Source organism: Stenotrophomonas sp. FBCC-B152, assembly GCF_059134105.1.
This window is the reverse complement of record NZ_CP101442.1, coordinates 3,431,654-3,447,180: the sequence shown is the minus strand read 5'-3', so window position 1 is coordinate 3,447,180 and position 15,527 is coordinate 3,431,654. Positions and strand designations below refer to the sequence as shown.

Here is a 15,527-nt window from a genome sequence, read left to right as displayed (position 1 = left end):
GATGCAATTGTCCCGGTAGGTCACCACCGTTGGTGGTGACGCGCTTCAACAAGAAACCCGGCCTTGGCCGGGTTTCCTGATTTTTACCGGCCCGCTTCGACCTCGTCGGCGGCGCTGGTGTCCGGTGCTTTTTCCAGCGTTTCGCGCGCGGCCTTGGCCTTGTCCAGCGGCTGCTGCATGGCGTCGCGCAGTGCGGTGGCCTGGGGCTCCGGTCGCTTGTCCGGGTCGGGTGGCACCGGGCGGTTGCAGCCGCTCAGGGCGAGCAGGCCGGCCAGCGGAAGGGCGATACGGATCAACATGGCAACCTCGCGCGCGAACCCAGGGAAGCGAAGTGTCGCACCGCTGTGCCAGCCCGTGTGTGATGGGGTGCAGCGCACCGGCATGCGGGCTATCCTGCCTCAAACCATGAGGGGCAGTGGCCCAAGGCAGGAGAAGCAGGTGAGTGCGCATCGTTGGCGACTGGATGGACAGACCGCATTGATCACCGGTGCCAGTGCCGGCATCGGCCTGGCGATCGCGCGCGAACTGCTCGGCTTTGGTGCGGACCTGCTCATTGTCGGCCGCGATGCCGACGCGCTGGAAATGGCCCGCGACGAGCTGGCCGACGCCTACCCCGACCGTGAGATCCACGGCCTGTCCGCCGATGTTTCCGACGATGAGGATCGGCGCGAGATCCTGGATTGGGTGGAAGATCACAGCGACGGCCTGCACCTGCTGATCAACAATGCCGGCGGCAACATCACCAAGCCGGCCACCGAATACACCGAAGACGAGTGGCGCGGCATCTTCGAGACGAACCTGTTTTCGGCGTTCGAATTGTCGCGTTATGCGCACCCGTTGCTGGCACGGCATGCCGCCTCGGCCATCGTCAATGTCGGCAGTGTCTCCGGGCTCACCCACGTGCGCAGCGGCGCGGTGTACGGCATGACCAAGGCGGCGATGCACCAGATGACCCGCAACCTGGCGGTGGAGTGGGCCGAAGACGGCATCCGCGTCAACGCGGTGGCGCCGTGGTACATCCGCACCCGCCGCACCTCCGGCCCGCTGGCGGACCCGGATTACTACGAACAGGTGATCGACCGCACCCCGATGCGGCGCATCGGCGAGCCTGAGGAAGTGGCCGCCGCCGTCGGGTTCCTGTGCCTGCCCGCTGCCAGCTACGTCACCGGCGAATGCATTGCCGTGGACGGCGGATTCCTGCGTTACGGGTTCTGAGGCGTACCGACCAACGGTCGGTACCTACCGGGGAACTGCGCAGTTGCTTTCCGACAGCACGCTTTCGAGCCGTTGGCGCTCGTCCGCGGCTGCGGCGGCAGTGCCTGGTGAGGCGAAGCGCTCGCGCCCGCGTGCATCGCGGAAACGCTGCTGCCATGCGTTGCAACGCTGGTCCTCCGGCAGCGGTTCGCAGGTGTCGCGGATCACTTCGCAGCTGGCGGCGTTGACCGGTGTGTTGCCGCCCAGCGCGGTGACCGACAGCAGCACGCAGGTCGGTGGCGCCGGCTCAAGCTCGTGCAGGTAGCGCCCGCCGTCCTGGCCCTGGCACTGGTAGATCGGCGGCAGCGGCGGTTTCGCGGGGCCGTCGCCGGGCAGCTCGTCGCCGGGCTTGGGCAGGTTGGCGCTGTCCAGGATCGCGGTGCCCCGGGGGACTTCGTACGCCTCTGAAATCATGCGCTCCATCGGCTGCGCCTTGCCGGGTACCTGCGGCGGCATCGGTGCCGGAGACAACGGCGCGACCGCCGGCGCGGCAGGCGCCGCGGGCGTAGGCTGGGTCGACACGGACACCTCCGCGCGCGACGGCGCGGCGTTCATGCGCTGGATCACCTGGTGGCTGCCGGCCGGGCAGGGCTTGCCCTGCACGGTCACGTTGTCGTCGGCATCGGTACAGCGGAACACGATCGGCTCATCGGCCATCGCCGACGACGCCACGCACAGCAACAGGAGCCAATACGGTTTCATCGGCGCAGGATACAACGCACCGGTTGCCGCGCCCTACCGGCAGTCCCGGTCCAGGCGCGCATCCACGCCGCGCTGCTCGCGGCTGATCGCGTCGCGCTCGCCCTGCAGCGCACTGTTGTAGCGCCGCACCAGCTCCCAGCGCCGGTCCCGCAGGATCGAACACACTTCGCTGGCGGGTAACGGGTGGCACTGGTCGCGCACCAGCACGTTGCCGGCCGGAACCACCACGTCCTGGTACGTACCCGGATAGGCCGACCCTTCGCTGTGCCACTGGGTACTGCCGCTGCCGACCGAAAGACTGCCGCCGACCCGTGAGCCGCCGCCGGAGACCGTCAGCGAGCCGCCACTGGAGGTGACCGAGCCGCTGCCCATCGGCGCGATCGGGGGCAGCGGACGGGGTCCCGGGCCCGGTCCCGGCCCGGGACCAGGGCCGGGATGGATGCCGCCGGGCCGGCGTCCGGGAATCCAGGCGCTGGTCCACACCGGTACCCAGCGCGGATTGCCCTCGCTGGTTTCGCTGGTATAGCGGCTGCCATCGTCGCGGATGCATTCGTACATCGGCTGTGGCGGCTGCACCTGCACATAGCGCACCTCGCGTTCCGGCGCTGCCGGCGCCGGCGTGGCGGGGGCACGATCGCTGCGCACCACGCGCGGCGCCGGATCGCGTGGGCGCTGCATCTCGCGCACTTCCTGGCGGCCGTCGCGGCACGGGGCGTCCTGCAGCGATACCGCCCCGTTGCTGCCTACGCAGCGGTAGACACGCACGCTGCTGTCCTGCGCCGCCAGCGGGGCGCTGCACAGCAGCAACAGGGACAGCGGGAGGGCAGGGTGTGGGCGCATGGCCGCAGTGTGCGGCCTTGCCTGTGCAGGCGCAAAGAACGCCATGCGGCTCAGGTACGCAGCACCTGGCCGGTGAGGGCGTCGCGGATCGGCGTGGGCTGGTCCAGGCCACCGGTGGCGCCGTCAACCAGGCCATCCAGGTCGCGCAGCAGGTCCGGGTCCAGTCCGGCGCGGCTGCGCGCTGGTGGCTGGCCGGCCAGGTTGGCGCTGGTGGACACCAGCGGCCCGCCCCACGCACGGCACAGCGCCGCCACCAGCGGGTGGGCGCTGATCCGAACGGCGATGCCCGAGTGTTCCCCCGTGATCCAGCGCGGCGCGCGAGGCCCGGCGGGCAGGATCCAGGTGTGGGCGCCGGGCCAGCTGGCCAGTACCTCGGCCCTGCTCTCGGCAGGCAGTGCGTCGACACGGACCCAGCCTTCCAGCTGGGCCAGGTCGGCCGCGACCAGGATCATGCCCTTCTCGACCGGGCGCTGCTTGAGCTTCAGCAGCTTCATGACGGCTGCTTCGTTGGCCGGGTCGCAGCCCAGGCCCCAGACCGCTTCGGTGGGGTAGGCAATGACGCCGCCGGCGCGCAGCGCGGCAGAGGCAGAGTCGACGGTGAGTTCATTCATGGTGACGAACGTTCCAGTGCGCCGTGTTGTCGCCCGACCCACGGTCGGGCGCTACCAGCCTCAGGCCTTCTTGACGGCTTTCTTTGCGGCGGTCTTTTTGGTCGCTGCTTTTTTGGCCGCGGCCTTCTTGGCAGGCGCTTTCTTCGCGGCTGCCTTTTTCACGGCCGCCTTTTTCGCCGCCGGCTCCTTCTTCACCGCCGCCTTCTTTGCCGGCGCTTTTTTGGCCACGACCTTCTTGGCGGCCTTCTTGCCGAAGCCCTTGCGCACCGGCTTGCCGGTTTCTTCCATCAGCTGCTGCACTTCGGCCAGGGTCAACGACGCCGGCTCGCGATCCTTCGGGATCTTGCCGTTCATCTTGCCGTCGCTCAGGTACGGGCCGAAACGGCCGTTCAGTACCTGGATCTCGCTGCCGTCGAATTCCTTGATGATCCGGTTGCGGGCGATCTCTTCCTTCTCTTCGATCAGGAACACCGCACGGGCCAGATCGATGGTGTAGGGGTCGTCTTCCTTCTTCAGCGAGGCGTAGGTGCTGCCGCGCTTGGCGAACGGGCCGAAGCGGCCGATGCCCACGCTGACGTCCTCGCCCTTGTCCTCACCCAGCGCGCGCGGCATCAGGAACAGCTCCAGCGCGTCTTCCAGGTTGATGGTGTGCATCGACTGGCCCGGGCGCAGCGAGGCGAACTTGGGCTTGTCCTCGGCGTCCTCGGCGGTGCTGCCGATGGCCGCGTAGGGCCCGAAACGGCCCAGCCGCACGCTGACCGGCTTGCCGGTCTTGGGGTCGGTGCCGAGCTCGCGCGCGCCACTGGCCTCGGCGCGGTCGACCGATTCCTTCTTCTCTTCCACCAGCTGGTTGAAGGGTTCCCAGAAGCGGGCCATCAACGGAATCCAGTCTTCCTCGCCACGCGACACCGCATCGAGCTCGTCTTCGAGCTTGGCGGTGAAGTCGTAGTCCACGTACTGGGTGAAGTGGCTGGACAGGAACTTGGAGACCGCACGGCCCACGTCGGAGGGGCGGAAGCTGCGGCCTTCCATTTCCACGTACTTGCGGAACAGCAGGGTCTGGATGATCGACGAATAGGTCGACGGACGGCCGATGCCATATTCTTCCAGCGCCTTGACCAGCGCCGCTTCGGTGAAGCGCGGCGGCGGCTGGGTGAAGTGCTGTTCGGCCAGGATGCGTTCCAGCGGCACGCGGTCGCCGGGCTTCATCGCCGGCAGCTTGCGGCCTTCGTCGTCATCCTCGGCGCTCTTGTTGTCCTTGCCTTCCTCGTACACGGCCAGGAAGCCGGGCACCACCACGGTGGTGCCGCTGGCGCGGAACACGTGTTCGCTACCGGCCGACAGGTCCACGCTGACGGTGTTGAGCGTGGCCGGAATCATCTGGCTGGCCACCGCACGCTTCCAGATCAGCTCGTACAGCTTGCGCTCGTCGTCGGTGAGGTAGCGCGCCACCGATGCCGGGGTGCGCAGCGCGGCAGTGGGGCGCACCGCTTCGTGCGCTTCCTGGGCGTTCTTGGACTTGGTCTGGTAGGTGTTGGGCTTGTCCGGCAGGGCGGCAATGCCGTAATCACGGGCGATCACGTCGCGGATTTCGGCCAGCGCGTCCTGGGACAGGTTGACCGAGTCGGTACGCATGTACGAGATCAGGCCCACGGTGCCTTCGTCGCCGATCGCCACGCCTTCGTACAGCTTCTGCGCCACCTGCATGGTCTTGCGGGTGGTGAAGCCCAGCTTGCGCGAGGCCTCCTGCTGCAGCGTGGAGGTGGTGAATGGGGCAGCCGGGCGGCGCTTGCGCTCCTTGCTGGCCACGTCGGTGACGTGCAGGTTGCCCTGCGCGGCCTGCTGGATGCGCAGGCGCGCAGCCTCGGCGGTGTCGCCGTCGGTCACGGTGAACTGCTCGAACTTCTGGCCGTCCAGCTTGATCAGGCGGGCATTGAATGGCTGCGAGGGGTGCGCGCAGGCGGCATCGATGCTCCAGTACTCGCGGGCGATGAAGGCTTCGATCTCTTCCTCGCGCTCGACGATCATGCGCAGCGCCGGGCTCTGCACGCGGCCGGCGGACAGGCCGCGCTGGACCTTGCGCCACAGCACCGGGGACAGGTTGAAGCCGACCAGGTAATCCAGCGCGCGGCGCGCCTGCTGGGCATCGACCAGGTCGCTGGCGATGGCGCGCGGCTGGCTCATGGCCTCCTTGATCGCGCGCGGGGTGATCTCGGTGAAGACCACCCGCTGCATCGGCTTGTCCTTGACCAGCCCGCGTTCCTTCAGGATTTCGGCGATGTGCCAGCTGATGGCCTCACCCTCGCGATCCGGATCGGTCGCCAGGAAGATGTCGTCGGCGCCCTTGGCGGCCTTGGCGATCGCATCGACGTGCTTCTCGTTCTTCTCGATCAGGTCGTAGCGCATCGCGAAGTTGTTGTCGGGGTCGACCGCACCTTCCTTGGGGACCAGGTCGCGCACATGCCCATACGAGGCCAGGACGGTGAAGTCCTTGCCGAGGTATTTGTTGATCGTCTTGGCCTTGGCGGGCGATTCGACGATGAGCAGGTGCTTGGGCATGTCGTTGATTTCTGTGGGCAGCAGCCCGGGAGAGGGCGCTAGGGTGGAGCAAATGGCCGCATTAGTGAAGGGCAGCCGTCGAATTCCATATGCTGAACGCCCGGGTATGCGCCGGGCGTTCAGGTTTTGCGCCTGCTAGAGGAATCACGCCGGAGCCGCCTGTGTCAAGCGGCCGGGTGTGAGGGCCGCTCAGGACATGGACGCGGCAAGGGCCCCGAAACCGAGGATCAGCAGGCCGATCATCGCCACCGCCATGATGCCGCTGATGACCAGGATCACGATGGTGACCGTGCCCAGCCCGCGCTCCTGGAACTCGGCGTTCTCGGTGAAGGCCCACTTGTCCACCACCAGCGTGTCGCACAGCATGTCGTGCAGCGCCTGCTTGCGTTGGGTGAAGGCGGCCATGATGAAGCCGATCATCAGGGTCAGGCTGCTCAGGATGAAGCCGAAGTAGCGGCCCACGCCGCGCATGAAGGTGATCCGCTCGCCATCGCTGCGCACCACCTTGATGCCCACGGCCATCTTGCCCAGGGTGGCGCCGCCACGCGAGGCGTGGAAGCCGGCGTAGTAACCGATGCCGATGACGAAACCGCCCAGCATGGCCACCATGCTCATCGCCAGGGCCAGGCTTTCGTTGCCGCTGGATGCGCCGATCAGGTTGAACACCACGCTGACCGGGAGGTTGATGATGCCCACCACGAACGAGTCCAGGAAGTACGCCGCGTAGCGCTTCCAGAACCCGGCGTAGACCACCTCGCCACCGCCCACCACGGCCGCGCCGTAGCCGCCGGTGGCCGCAGGCGCGGTATACGGCGAATAGGTGCCGCCGCCGGTGCCGGGCAGCGGCGCGGTGCCGTTGTCGATCGCCGTGTAATCCCCGCGCAGGTCGATGCCGCTGCCCAGGTTGCTGGCGGCGCTGGTCAGGTTCTGCAGCTGCAGCTCCTCGACGGCTTCGGACACCGGCTTCCACTGCGGGTAGCCTTCGCGCCACACCAGGGTGGTGAGGCTGATTTCACCGCGCTGGAAACGCTGGCGCAGGTCTTCGACCAGCAACGGACCCTGGCGGTCCTGGCCGTCTGCGTAGTACCACTCAGTCATTGCGTGCTTCCCCTCTCATCCATAATTGAAGTGCTGCTCAACCGCGGCACTGCGCGGGGAGATACTTGGTGTCCAGATCGCTGCTGCAGGTCCACGCCTGGCTCTGCATGTCGTATTCGAACCACAGCATTTTGCCATCGAGTGCGCGCTTGCCCGGCACGGCGAACTCCATTTCGATGCCGCACTTGTCGTCGCCGATGCGGCCGATACGCACCGCACCCACGTAGTCGCCCGCGTACGAGGTCGGGCTCTGGAAGCCATCGTCGCCGTTGACCGGGCAGCGCTCGGTGTTCATGGCGAACTCGGTCACCTGGTTCTTCAGCTGCGACACGATGCCCACCGCATTGGCCACCCGGGCACGGTGCTGGTAATCGTTGTAGGCAGGAATCGCGATCGCGGCAAGGATGGCGATCACCACCAGGAACACAAGGCCGACGACCAGCCCGATGATCAGGCAACCGGAGGTCTTCTTCGGCGGCGGCGCGGCGCGTGGGTAGCTCGGCGCCGATGCCTGTCCGGGCGTGGCGTATCCGGGCGCGGCAGGGCGGGGCGCCGGGGTGTCGAACCCGGGAATCCGCGGCGGGCTGGGTGCCACCGGCTCCAGCTGCGGGCCGTCCAGCGGGATGCCCGGTTCCACCGCCGGCGGCGGTGCGATGACCAGGCCGATCTCGTCGGAAACGCTGCGCAGGGGCTGCCATTGGGCCAGCCCGTCGCGCCATACCAGGGTATCCAGCGCGATGCGGCTGGACTGGTACAGCGCGATCAACTCTTCAGATGTCAGCGGACCCCGCTGCTGACGATTCCCTTCTGCATAGAACCACTGGCTCACTTTCCATTCCCCTGAATGCGCGAAGCATCCAGTGTACGGTCAGTGAAGGGGTTCCGGCTCGTCCACGAACATCTGGGTTTCCATCCAGGCGTAGGCCGCCTCGGCGCCGGGCTGGTTGAACAGCACCATCAGCACCACCCACTTGAGGTCGTCCAGGTCCAGCTCGTCCTGGTCCAGGGCCATGGCACGGTCCAGCACCAGCTCGCGCTGGTTGGCGTCCAGGATGCCGTGCTGTTCCAGGAACATCAGGAAGCCGCGGCCTTCCACATCGAGCTTGTCCAGCTCCGGGCCATGGAAAATGCGCACGGGGCCATCGACGCGGGCCAGGGTCACGGCCGGGCGCTGCTCGGCCAGGGCGTCCAGCCAATCGAAGGCCTTATTGATTTCCGTGGGGCTGAAGCCGGCCTGTATCAGGCCGTTCTGGAGGGAGTCGCGGTCGCGGATGAGGTCCGCGTCTTCGCTGAAATAGTGTTCGAACAGGTACAGCAGGACATCCAGAATGCTCTCTTTCATTGCCCCTCGGCCTGCGTCAACGACGCTGTGGAGGTGAAGAAACTAGGGTTTTCGACAGTAGCGGCCATGGTTGGCGACCACCTTTCCATCCAGTTCCATGATCAGCAGCATGGCCGACAGCTGGTCCGCCGTCAATCCGCTGCGCTGGATCAATGAATCCATACCCGTTGGGTTTTCATCCAGCACGTTCCACAAGCGCTGGTAGTCGGGGAGGGGGAAGGGGGAAGCGCTGCCAGGCGCTGACCGTGCCTGTTCAGTGGGGGCGTCCAGGCGCCAACGCAAGGCCCGGCCCAGGCTGGCCGCCGCCCCGGTCAGCCCGGCGACAACCTCGGCCGGGGTCTCCACCAGCTGGGCGCCATCGCGGATCAGCCGGTGGCAACCGCGGGCACGCGGGTTGCGCACCGAGCCGGGCAGGGCGAACACCTCACGCCCGATCTCCGCGGCCAGGCGCGCGGTGATCAGGGCCCCGGAGCGGGCGGCCGCCTCGATCACCAGCGTGCCCAGGGTCAGCCCGGCCACGATCCGGTTGCGGGCCGGGAACTGGCCCGGGCGCGCCGCCGTGCCCGGCGGATACTCGCTGACCACCGCGCCGCGCTCGGCGATGCGCGCCTGCAGTGCCTCGTGCCGGGGCGGGTAGGTCAGGTCCAGCCCGGTGGCCACCACCGCCACGGTGCGCCCGCCGGGAACCTCCAGCGCGGCCTGGTGGGCCCGCGCATCGACCCCGGCGGCCAGCCCGCTGACCACGCCCAGGCCGCTGCGGGCCAGCGCGCCGGCGAACTCGGCGGCCAGCTCGGCCCCGGTGGGCGACGGGGTGCGGCTGCCGACCACGGCCACCCCGGGGTGCCAGAGCGCGGCCGGGTCGCCGTGCACGAACAGGGCCAGCGGCGCCGGATCCAGCGGGCGCAGCAGGGTGGGGTAGTCCTCGGTTTCGATCGACAGCAGGTGCCGGCCGGGCAGCGACAGCCAGTGCAGGCCACGGGCGAGCGCATCGCGGTCGGGCAGCGCCAGCAGGGCCCGCTGTTCCGGGCTGCAGCCGGCGGCACGCCATGCGGCAGGGCCGGCGCGCAGGGCCTGGGCGGGGTCGGCGAAGCGGGCCAGCAGGGCGCGGCGGGGTGCCGGGGCGCCACCGGCCAGGACCAGGCGCAGCAGCGCCTCGGTGGAGCAGTGCAGGTCATCGGGCATCCGCTCAGGCTAGCCCGCACACGACGACGGCGCCCTGGGGCGCCGTCGTGTTGTTGCGTCAGGTTTTCCCGCGGTTATTGCGCGTCGGGGTGCTTGGCCGAATAGCCGACCAGGACCGGCTTCACGCCCTGCATCACCAGCGCATAGCTGACCTTGTCGAAGGTGCGGAACACCATCGCGTGGGCAGCGTACTCGTCGGGCAGGGAGACGCGCCCGGCACCGGTGGTGAGCGAGTCGTCCATGCGCGAGGAGCCCGGGTACTTCATGCGATGCGCCACATGCCGCCCCTGGCGCCACAGCGAGACCACGGTCCCGTTGTCGATGCCGTCGGCGCTGCCGGCCGAGATCGCGATGACATCGCGCGGGCCGCCGGCCAGGTACATGTCGGTGACCGCCAGCACGCGGATGTCCAGGCCTTCGGTCTGGGTAGCGATGGCGTGCGGGAAGAACTGCAGGTCGTACGGGGTGGCTTCCACCGGCACCAGGCGGTCGCCGGCGCGCACTTCACGCCCGTCGGTCCGGCCCTGCAGCGTGATGGAGGTCACTTCCGACTTGCCGTCCGGCAGCTTCACCACCGTGCCCACGTTCAGCTGGGCCAGCTCGTAGCCCAGCATCTCGTTGCGCTTGCTCGGCGCGGCCACGAAGTTCTTCCAGAGGTTGCCGCTGCCCGGGGTGACATCCCCGTTGGCGGTCAGGTCCTCGGTCGGCTTGGGCAGCGAATAGCGCACGGTCGGTCGGACTACGGCCCAGCGCTGGCCCACCTGTGCCCCTTCCAGTCCCCGCACATAGGCGGTCTGGCCGGTGGTGGCGCGCAGGCGGTTGTCTTCCAGGGCAACCACGTAGGGCAACGAGTCGATCTCGTCCACCACGCTGAGCTGCTTCAGGAAGGGTTCGACCTGGCTGAGCGGGATCGCATTGATCGGCGCTTCCTGGCGCGGGCCGGGCTGGGCCACGACGCGGTCCAGGTAGGCCAGGCTCAGCACGTCACCTGGATAGATGAGGTGCGGGTTCTTGACCTGCGGGTTGGCTTGCCAGATTTCCGGCCACAACCACGGCTTTTTAAGGAAGCGCGCGGAAATGTCCCACAAGGTATCGCCCTTCTGGACGACGTAGGTTTCCGGGTGCCCGCCATTCACTTCAACGGCGGTAGCATAGGTAGCGACGGTCAGCATCGCGACGGCGACGACCGTACGAGTTCTTTCAAACATAGGTGTGGTGCCTGATTCCCCAACAGGTTCGAGCACTATAGTCCAGAAACCGGGGCGCAAGGCAAGCGTTGGCGATAGAATTGCGACGTACGCCGCTTTCAGGGCGCCCCCAAACGGTATTTGCCATGGCTATCCTGCCCATTCTCGAGTTCCCGGACCCGCGCCTGCGCACCAAGGCTGCGCTGATCGACGCCGCCGAAGTGACCACCCCGGCCTTCCAGGAACTGATCGACAACATGTTCCAGACCATGTACGAGGCCCCCGGCATCGGCCTGGCCGCGTCCCAGGTGGACGTCCACAAGCGCTTCATGGTCATCGACGTCAGCGAAGAGAAGGACACCCCCCGGGTGTTCATCAACCCGGAGATCGTGGCCAGCGAAGGCGGCCAGGTCTACCAGGAAGGCTGCCTGTCGGTGCCCGGCATCTTTGCCGACGTGACCCGCGCCGACACCATCACCGTGCGCTTCCTGGACCGCCAGGGCGTGGCCCAGGAGCTGACCACCGACGGCCTGCTGGCCGTGTGCGTGCAGCACGAGATGGACCACCTGGACGGCAAGCTGTTCATTGATTACCTGTCTCCGCTCAAGCGCGAGATGGTCCGCAAGAAGCTGGCCAAGTCGCGCAAGCACGTTGCCTGACCTGGCCACGCCGCCCGACCGGTTGTTCGGCGCCGTGCCCCGGCGCCGTTTTTCTTTCTGCAAGTGGGAACGCCATGAAGATTGTCTTTGCCGGAACGCCTGAGTTCGCCGTCGCCTCGCTGCGTGCCGCCGCGCGCCACCAAGAGGTGGTGGGCGTGTACACCCAGCCGGACCGCCCGGCCGGCCGTGGCCGTGGGCTGATGCCCTCGCCGGTGAAGCTGGAGGCGATCGCCCGCGGCATTCCGGTGTTCCAGCCCGAATCGCTCAAGACCGCCGAGGCCCAGCAGCAGCTGCGCGACCTGCAGCCGGACCTGCTGGTGGTGGTGGCCTACGGGTTGATCCTGCCCAAGGCGGTGCTGGCCATACCGACCCACGGCTGCTGGAACGTGCATGCCTCGCTGCTGCCGCGCTGGCGCGGTGCCGCGCCGATCCAGCGCGCCATCCAGGCCGGCGATACCGAAACCGGCGTGTGCCTGATGCAGATGGAAGCCGGGCTGGACACCGGCCCGGTGCTGCTGCGCCAGCACACCCCGATCCAGGCCGGTGAACTGGGCGGTTCGCTGCACGACCGCCTGGCCGAACTGGGCGCGCAGGTGCTGTCCGACGGCCTGGGCCTGCTGCGCGCCGGCCTCAAGCCGATCGCCCAGCCGCAGCCGGAACAAGGCGTGACCTACGCGCACAAGCTGGACAAGGCCGAAGCGCGGCTGGACTGGTCGCAGGATGCGCAGGTGCTGGAGCGCACCGTGCGTGCCTTCAACCCGTGGCCGATTGCCGAAGCCCAGCTGGCCGGCGAGCGCGTGCGCATCCACGGCGCGGTGGCGCTGGCCGACAACCAGGGCAAGGCCCCGGGCACCCTGCTGGGGGCCGGCCGCGACGGCATCGACATCGCCTGTGGCCAGGGCGCCCTGCGCCTGCGCGTACTGCAGCGGGAGGGGGGCAAGGCGATCACTGCCGCCGACTATCTCAATGCCCGCCGCGACCTGGCCGTGGGCAGCTGAGATGGCCCAGCCCCGCCAGAACACACCGTCCCCCGCGCTGTCCGGCCTGGCCCCGGGCGTACCCACCCGCGTGCTCGCCGCCCGCGTGCTGGCCCAGGTGATCGGCCGTGGCCGCTCGCTCAAGGCCGAACTGGCCACCGCGCTGCCCAGCCTGGACGACAGCCGCGACCGCGCCCTGCTCGAAGCCCTGTGCTTTGCCGTGCTGCGTCGGCGCACCGCCTATGACGCCGCGCTGGCGGCATGGATGCAACGCCCGCTGGGCGTGCGCGAGGACGAACTGCGCGCGCTGCTGCTGGTTGGCTTCGCCCAGCTCGATGCGCTCGAGCTGCCCGCACATGCCGCACTCTCGGCCACGGTCGACGCCGCCCGCGCGCTGGGCAAGGAGCGCCAGGCCGGGATGGTCAATGCCCTGCTGCGCCGCGCCCAGCGCGATGGCATTCCGCCGCTGCCGGCGCGCGAGGCCTTCCCGCAGTGGATGGCCGAGCAGATCGAACAGGACTGGCCCGAGCAGGCCGACGACATCTTCACTGCCAGCCTGCAGCCGGCCCCGCTGTGGTTGCGGGTCAACCGCCAGCATGGCAGCCGCGAGGCGATGCTGGAGCAGCTGGAAGCGGCCGGCATCGCCGCCGAGGCCAGTGAGCTGGGCAGCGATGCGATCCGCCTGCCGGTTCCGGTGGCCGTTTCGGCATTGCCAGGCTTTGCCGATGGCGCGCTGTCGGTGCAGGACCTGTCGGCGCAGCAGGTAGCCGACGCGCTGGCCGTGCCCAAGGGCGCGCGCGTGCTCGATGCCTGCGCCGCCCCGGGCGGCAAGTCGGCGCACCTGCTCGAGCGCGACCCCAGCCTGCGCCTGCTGGCGCTGGACATCGATGCACGCCGGCTCAAGCGCATCAGCGAAACCTTCGCGCGCACCGGCGTGGGCGAACACGCCCAGGTACGCGCCGCCGATGCCACCGACCCGGCCAGCTGGTGGGACGGGCAGCCGTTCGACGTGATCCTGCTGGATGCCCCGTGTTCGGCCACCGGCATCATCCGCCGCCAGCCGGACGTGCTGCTGCACCGCCGCGCCACCGACATCCCGGCGCTGGTCGCGCTGCAGGCGCGCCTGCTGGATGCCTGCTTCGGCATGCTCGCCCCGGGCGGCACCCTGCTGTACGCGACATGCTCGATCCTGCGCGACGAAAACCAGTTCCAGATCGAAGCCTTCCTGCAGCGCACCCGCGGCGCGGGATTCCTGCCACTGGGTGACGCTTACGGTCACGATTCCTGGGCCGGGCGCCAGCGCCTGCCCGGCGAACACGGTGCTGACGGCTTCTTCTACGCGCGTCTGCTAAAGAAGGGGTAATACGGCACCGTTAGAATCGCGCCCATGCTGAAAACACGCGAATCCCGGGAGTTCTGGTTGCTTGCCCTGATGGCCCTGCTGGTGCTGGGGGCGGGGCTGGGCATGCGCGACCCGTGGCCCTCGGACGAGCCGCGCTTTGCGCTGGTGGCCAAGCAGATGGTGCTGAGCGGGGACTGGCTGTTCCCGCACCGGGGTACCGAGCTGTACTCGGACAAGCCGCCGATGTTGATGTGGCTGCAGGCCGCGCTGTACACCGTGCTGCGCGACTGGCGGGTCGCGTTCCTGCTGCCCACCCTGTTGGCCGCGCTGGGTACGCTGGCCCTCGTGTACGACCTGGGCCGCCGGCTGTGGACCCGCAAGGTCGGCCTGTATGCCGCCTGGGCGCTGCTGTTCGCCGTGCACTTCACCTTCCAGGCCAAGAAGGCCCAGATCGACCCGCTGGTGGTGTTCTTCATCACCCTGGCCAACTACGGCCTGCTGCGCCACCTGCTGTGCGGGCCGGCCTGGCGCTGGTGGTGGCTGGGCTGGTTCGCCGCCGGGCTGGGGGTGATCACCAAGGGCGTGGGCGTGCTGGCGCTGCTGATGCTGGTGCCGGCGCTGGCCGCCGTGGCCATGGGCTGGCCGCGGGTACGCTTGGACCTGCGCGACGGGCGGTTCTGGGTGGGGCCGCTGGCCTTCCTGGCCGCCATTGCGCTGTGGCTGGTGCCGATGGTGCTGGCCGCGACCGCCAGCGGCGCGGCCGAGTACCGCGCCTACATGGACGACATCCTGTTCCGGCAGACCGCCAAGCGCTACGCGCAGTCCTGGGACCACCACCAGCCGTGGTGGTACTTCCTGGCCACCATGCCCTCGATGTGGATTCCGGCGTTCCTGCTGGTGCCGTGGGCGATTCCGGCCTGGTGGCGGCGCCTGCGCCGGCGTGACCCGCGCTACCTGCTGCTGCTGGGCTGGTGGCTGCTGATCGTGCTGTTCTTCTCCATTCCGCATGGCAAGCGCGATGTCTACATCCTGCCGGCGCTGCCGATGTTCTGCCTGGCGCTGGCGCCGTTGCTGCCGGGGCTGCTGCGCCGGCGTGACGTGCAATGGGTCCTGGGCGGGTTCGCCGCGCTGCTGACGGTGGCGCTGCTGGGCGTGGGCGTGGCGATGCTGGGTGGCGAGCCCGGCTTCGAACGCAAGCTCATCCTCGAACGTGGCATCGATGCCTCGGTGACCGCCGCGCTGGGCTGGGTCGGCATCGCCCTGGGCAGCTGGGGCGTGGTCAGCCTGGTCTTCAGTGGGCGGCGCCGATTCCACCTGGCGGTGATCTCGATCCTGGCCATGGCCTGGGTGGCCTACGGCCTGGTGGGCTACCCGCTGTTCAATGATTCCAGTTCCGCGCGCGGTCTGATGCGCCAGGCGGGCGAACGGATCGGCCCTGATGCGGAACTGGGCCTGGTCGGCTGGAAAGAGCAGAACCTGCTCATGTCCGACCGCCCTGTACGCACCTTTGGCTTCAAGCGACGCTGGTACCACCAGCTGCAGGACGGCAGGGCGTGGCAAGCGCAGGCGCCCGGGCAGCGCTGGCTGCTGGTACAGCAAGCGGCACTGCTGGATTGCGTGGACCGGTCACAGGCCGAGCGGGTAGGCGTGGCCAACCGGCGTGGCTGGTGGCTGGTGCCGGCCCATGCCTTTGTCGGGCCCTGCCAGCCCAGCGCCGTGGACCTGGCCCGGATCCGCCTGGAGCAGGGCAAGGAAGACGGCGAAGACTAGCCGC

At 68.7% G+C, this 15,527-nt stretch carries 15 protein-coding genes; 5 read left to right on the top strand and 10 right to left on the bottom strand.

Annotated features, from left to right (window positions below; all coding sequences use genetic code 11):
* Positions 1 to 83: 83 nt before the first annotated feature.
* Positions 84 to 299 (bottom strand): hypothetical protein, encoded by a 216-nt coding sequence (locus NMB40_RS15815; protein WP_494359038.1) that lies wholly within the window; start codon positions 297 to 299, stop codon positions 84 to 86.
* Positions 300 to 438: 139 nt separating this feature from the next.
* Here NMB40_RS15815 and NMB40_RS15810 point away from each other — a divergent pair, with 139 nt between their 5' ends.
* Positions 439 to 1,215 (top strand): SDR family oxidoreductase, encoded by a 777-nt coding sequence (locus NMB40_RS15810; RefSeq protein WP_068854179.1) that lies wholly within the window; start codon positions 439 to 441, stop codon positions 1,213 to 1,215.
* A gap of 24 nt (positions 1,216 to 1,239) precedes the next feature.
* Here NMB40_RS15810 and NMB40_RS15805 read toward each other — a convergent pair whose 3' ends face one another.
* The 9 genes from NMB40_RS15805 to NMB40_RS15765 all read right to left on the bottom strand — a co-directional run bounded on the left by NMB40_RS15805 (position 1,240) and on the right by NMB40_RS15765 (position 10,796).
* Complete coding sequence (locus tag NMB40_RS15805; protein WP_448143668.1) at positions 1,240 to 1,956, bottom strand: DUF4124 domain-containing protein; 717 nt, start codon at positions 1,954 to 1,956, stop codon at positions 1,240 to 1,242.
* 33 nt (positions 1,957 to 1,989) lie between these two features.
* Entirely contained in the window at positions 1,990 to 2,796 is an 807-nt protein-coding gene (locus NMB40_RS15800; RefSeq protein WP_494359037.1) for a DUF4124 domain-containing protein, read from the bottom strand.
* Between the two features lie 50 nt (positions 2,797 to 2,846).
* Positions 2,847 to 3,407: an L-threonylcarbamoyladenylate synthase type 1 TsaC gene (gene tsaC / locus NMB40_RS15795; protein ID WP_494359036.1), complete on the bottom strand. Its 561-nt coding sequence runs from the start codon at positions 3,405 to 3,407 to the stop codon at positions 2,847 to 2,849.
* Between the two features lie 60 nt (positions 3,408 to 3,467).
* Entirely contained in the window at positions 3,468 to 5,966 is a 2,499-nt protein-coding gene (locus NMB40_RS15790) for a DNA topoisomerase I (RefSeq protein ID WP_494359035.1), read from the bottom strand.
* A gap of 189 nt (positions 5,967 to 6,155) precedes the next feature.
* Complete coding sequence (locus tag NMB40_RS15785) at positions 6,156 to 7,064, bottom strand: RDD family protein (RefSeq protein WP_282246825.1); 909 nt, start codon at positions 7,062 to 7,064, stop codon at positions 6,156 to 6,158.
* A 37-nt stretch (positions 7,065 to 7,101) separates the two neighbouring features.
* Entirely contained in the window at positions 7,102 to 7,893 is a 792-nt protein-coding gene (locus NMB40_RS15780; protein WP_494359034.1) for a pilin, read from the bottom strand.
* Positions 7,894 to 7,932: 39 nt separating this feature from the next.
* Positions 7,933 to 8,406 (bottom strand): DUF494 family protein, encoded by a 474-nt coding sequence (locus NMB40_RS15775; protein ID WP_068854172.1) that lies wholly within the window; start codon positions 8,404 to 8,406, stop codon positions 7,933 to 7,935.
* Positions 8,407 to 8,448: 42 nt separating this feature from the next.
* Complete coding sequence (gene dprA / locus NMB40_RS15770; RefSeq protein ID WP_494359033.1) at positions 8,449 to 9,588, bottom strand: DNA-processing protein DprA; 1,140 nt, start codon at positions 9,586 to 9,588, stop codon at positions 8,449 to 8,451.
* 74 nt (positions 9,589 to 9,662) lie between these two features.
* On the bottom strand, positions 9,663 to 10,796 hold the full coding sequence (locus NMB40_RS15765; RefSeq protein WP_494359032.1) for a LysM peptidoglycan-binding domain-containing protein: 1,134 nt from the start codon (positions 10,794 to 10,796) through the stop codon (positions 9,663 to 9,665).
* Between the two features lie 125 nt (positions 10,797 to 10,921).
* Between NMB40_RS15765 and def the strand changes: the two genes are divergently transcribed.
* From def to NMB40_RS15745, 4 genes are all read left to right on the top strand, one after another.
* Positions 10,922 to 11,434 carry a peptide deformylase gene (def, locus tag NMB40_RS15760; RefSeq protein WP_494359031.1) on the top strand — a complete coding sequence of 171 codons (513 nt, stop codon included), beginning with the start codon at positions 10,922 to 10,924 and terminating at the stop codon, positions 11,432 to 11,434.
* 74 nt (positions 11,435 to 11,508) lie between these two features.
* Positions 11,509 to 12,432 (top strand): methionyl-tRNA formyltransferase, encoded by a 924-nt coding sequence (fmt, locus tag NMB40_RS15755; protein ID WP_494359030.1) that lies wholly within the window; start codon positions 11,509 to 11,511, stop codon positions 12,430 to 12,432.
* 1 nt (position 12,433) lies between these two features.
* Positions 12,434 to 13,774 carry a 16S rRNA (cytosine(967)-C(5))-methyltransferase RsmB gene (gene rsmB / locus NMB40_RS15750; RefSeq protein ID WP_494359029.1) on the top strand — a complete coding sequence of 447 codons (1,341 nt, stop codon included), beginning with the start codon at positions 12,434 to 12,436 and terminating at the stop codon, positions 13,772 to 13,774.
* Between the two features lie 24 nt (positions 13,775 to 13,798).
* Complete coding sequence (locus tag NMB40_RS15745; protein WP_494359028.1) at positions 13,799 to 15,523, top strand: ArnT family glycosyltransferase; 1,725 nt, start codon at positions 13,799 to 13,801, stop codon at positions 15,521 to 15,523.
* Positions 15,524 to 15,527 lie beyond the last annotated feature (4 nt).

Bases quoted from the DNA above. Each gene is read 5' to 3' on its own strand.
- NMB40_RS15815 (WP_494359038.1), bottom strand. From the start codon at position 299: ATGTTGATCCGTATCGCCCTTCCGCTGGCCGGCCTGCTCGCCCTGAGC.
- NMB40_RS15805 (WP_448143668.1), bottom strand. From the start codon at position 1,956: ATGAAACCGTATTGGCTCCTGTTGCTGTGCGTGGCGTCGTCGGCGATG.
- NMB40_RS15800 (WP_494359037.1), bottom strand. From the start codon at position 2,796: ATGCGCCCACACCCTGCCCTCCCGCTGTCCCTGTTGCTGCTGTGCAGC.
- tsaC (WP_494359036.1), bottom strand. From the start codon at position 3,407: ATGAATGAACTCACCGTCGACTCTGCCTCTGCCGCGCTGCGCGCCGGC.
- NMB40_RS15790 (WP_494359035.1), bottom strand. From the start codon at position 5,966: ATGCCCAAGCACCTGCTCATCGTCGAATCGCCCGCCAAGGCCAAGACG.
- NMB40_RS15785 (WP_282246825.1), bottom strand. From the start codon at position 7,064: ATGACTGAGTGGTACTACGCAGACGGCCAGGACCGCCAGGGTCCGTTG.
- NMB40_RS15775 (WP_068854172.1), bottom strand. From the start codon at position 8,406: ATGAAAGAGAGCATTCTGGATGTCCTGCTGTACCTGTTCGAACACTAT.
- dprA (WP_494359033.1), bottom strand. From the start codon at position 9,588: ATGCCCGATGACCTGCACTGCTCCACCGAGGCGCTGCTGCGCCTGGTC.
- NMB40_RS15765 (WP_494359032.1), bottom strand. From the start codon at position 10,796: ATGTTTGAAAGAACTCGTACGGTCGTCGCCGTCGCGATGCTGACCGTC.
- def (WP_494359031.1), top strand. From the start codon at position 10,922: ATGGCTATCCTGCCCATTCTCGAGTTCCCGGACCCGCGCCTGCGCACC.
- fmt (WP_494359030.1), top strand. From the start codon at position 11,509: ATGAAGATTGTCTTTGCCGGAACGCCTGAGTTCGCCGTCGCCTCGCTG.
- rsmB (WP_494359029.1), top strand. From the start codon at position 12,434: ATGGCCCAGCCCCGCCAGAACACACCGTCCCCCGCGCTGTCCGGCCTG.
- NMB40_RS15745 (WP_494359028.1), top strand. From the start codon at position 13,799: ATGCTGAAAACACGCGAATCCCGGGAGTTCTGGTTGCTTGCCCTGATG.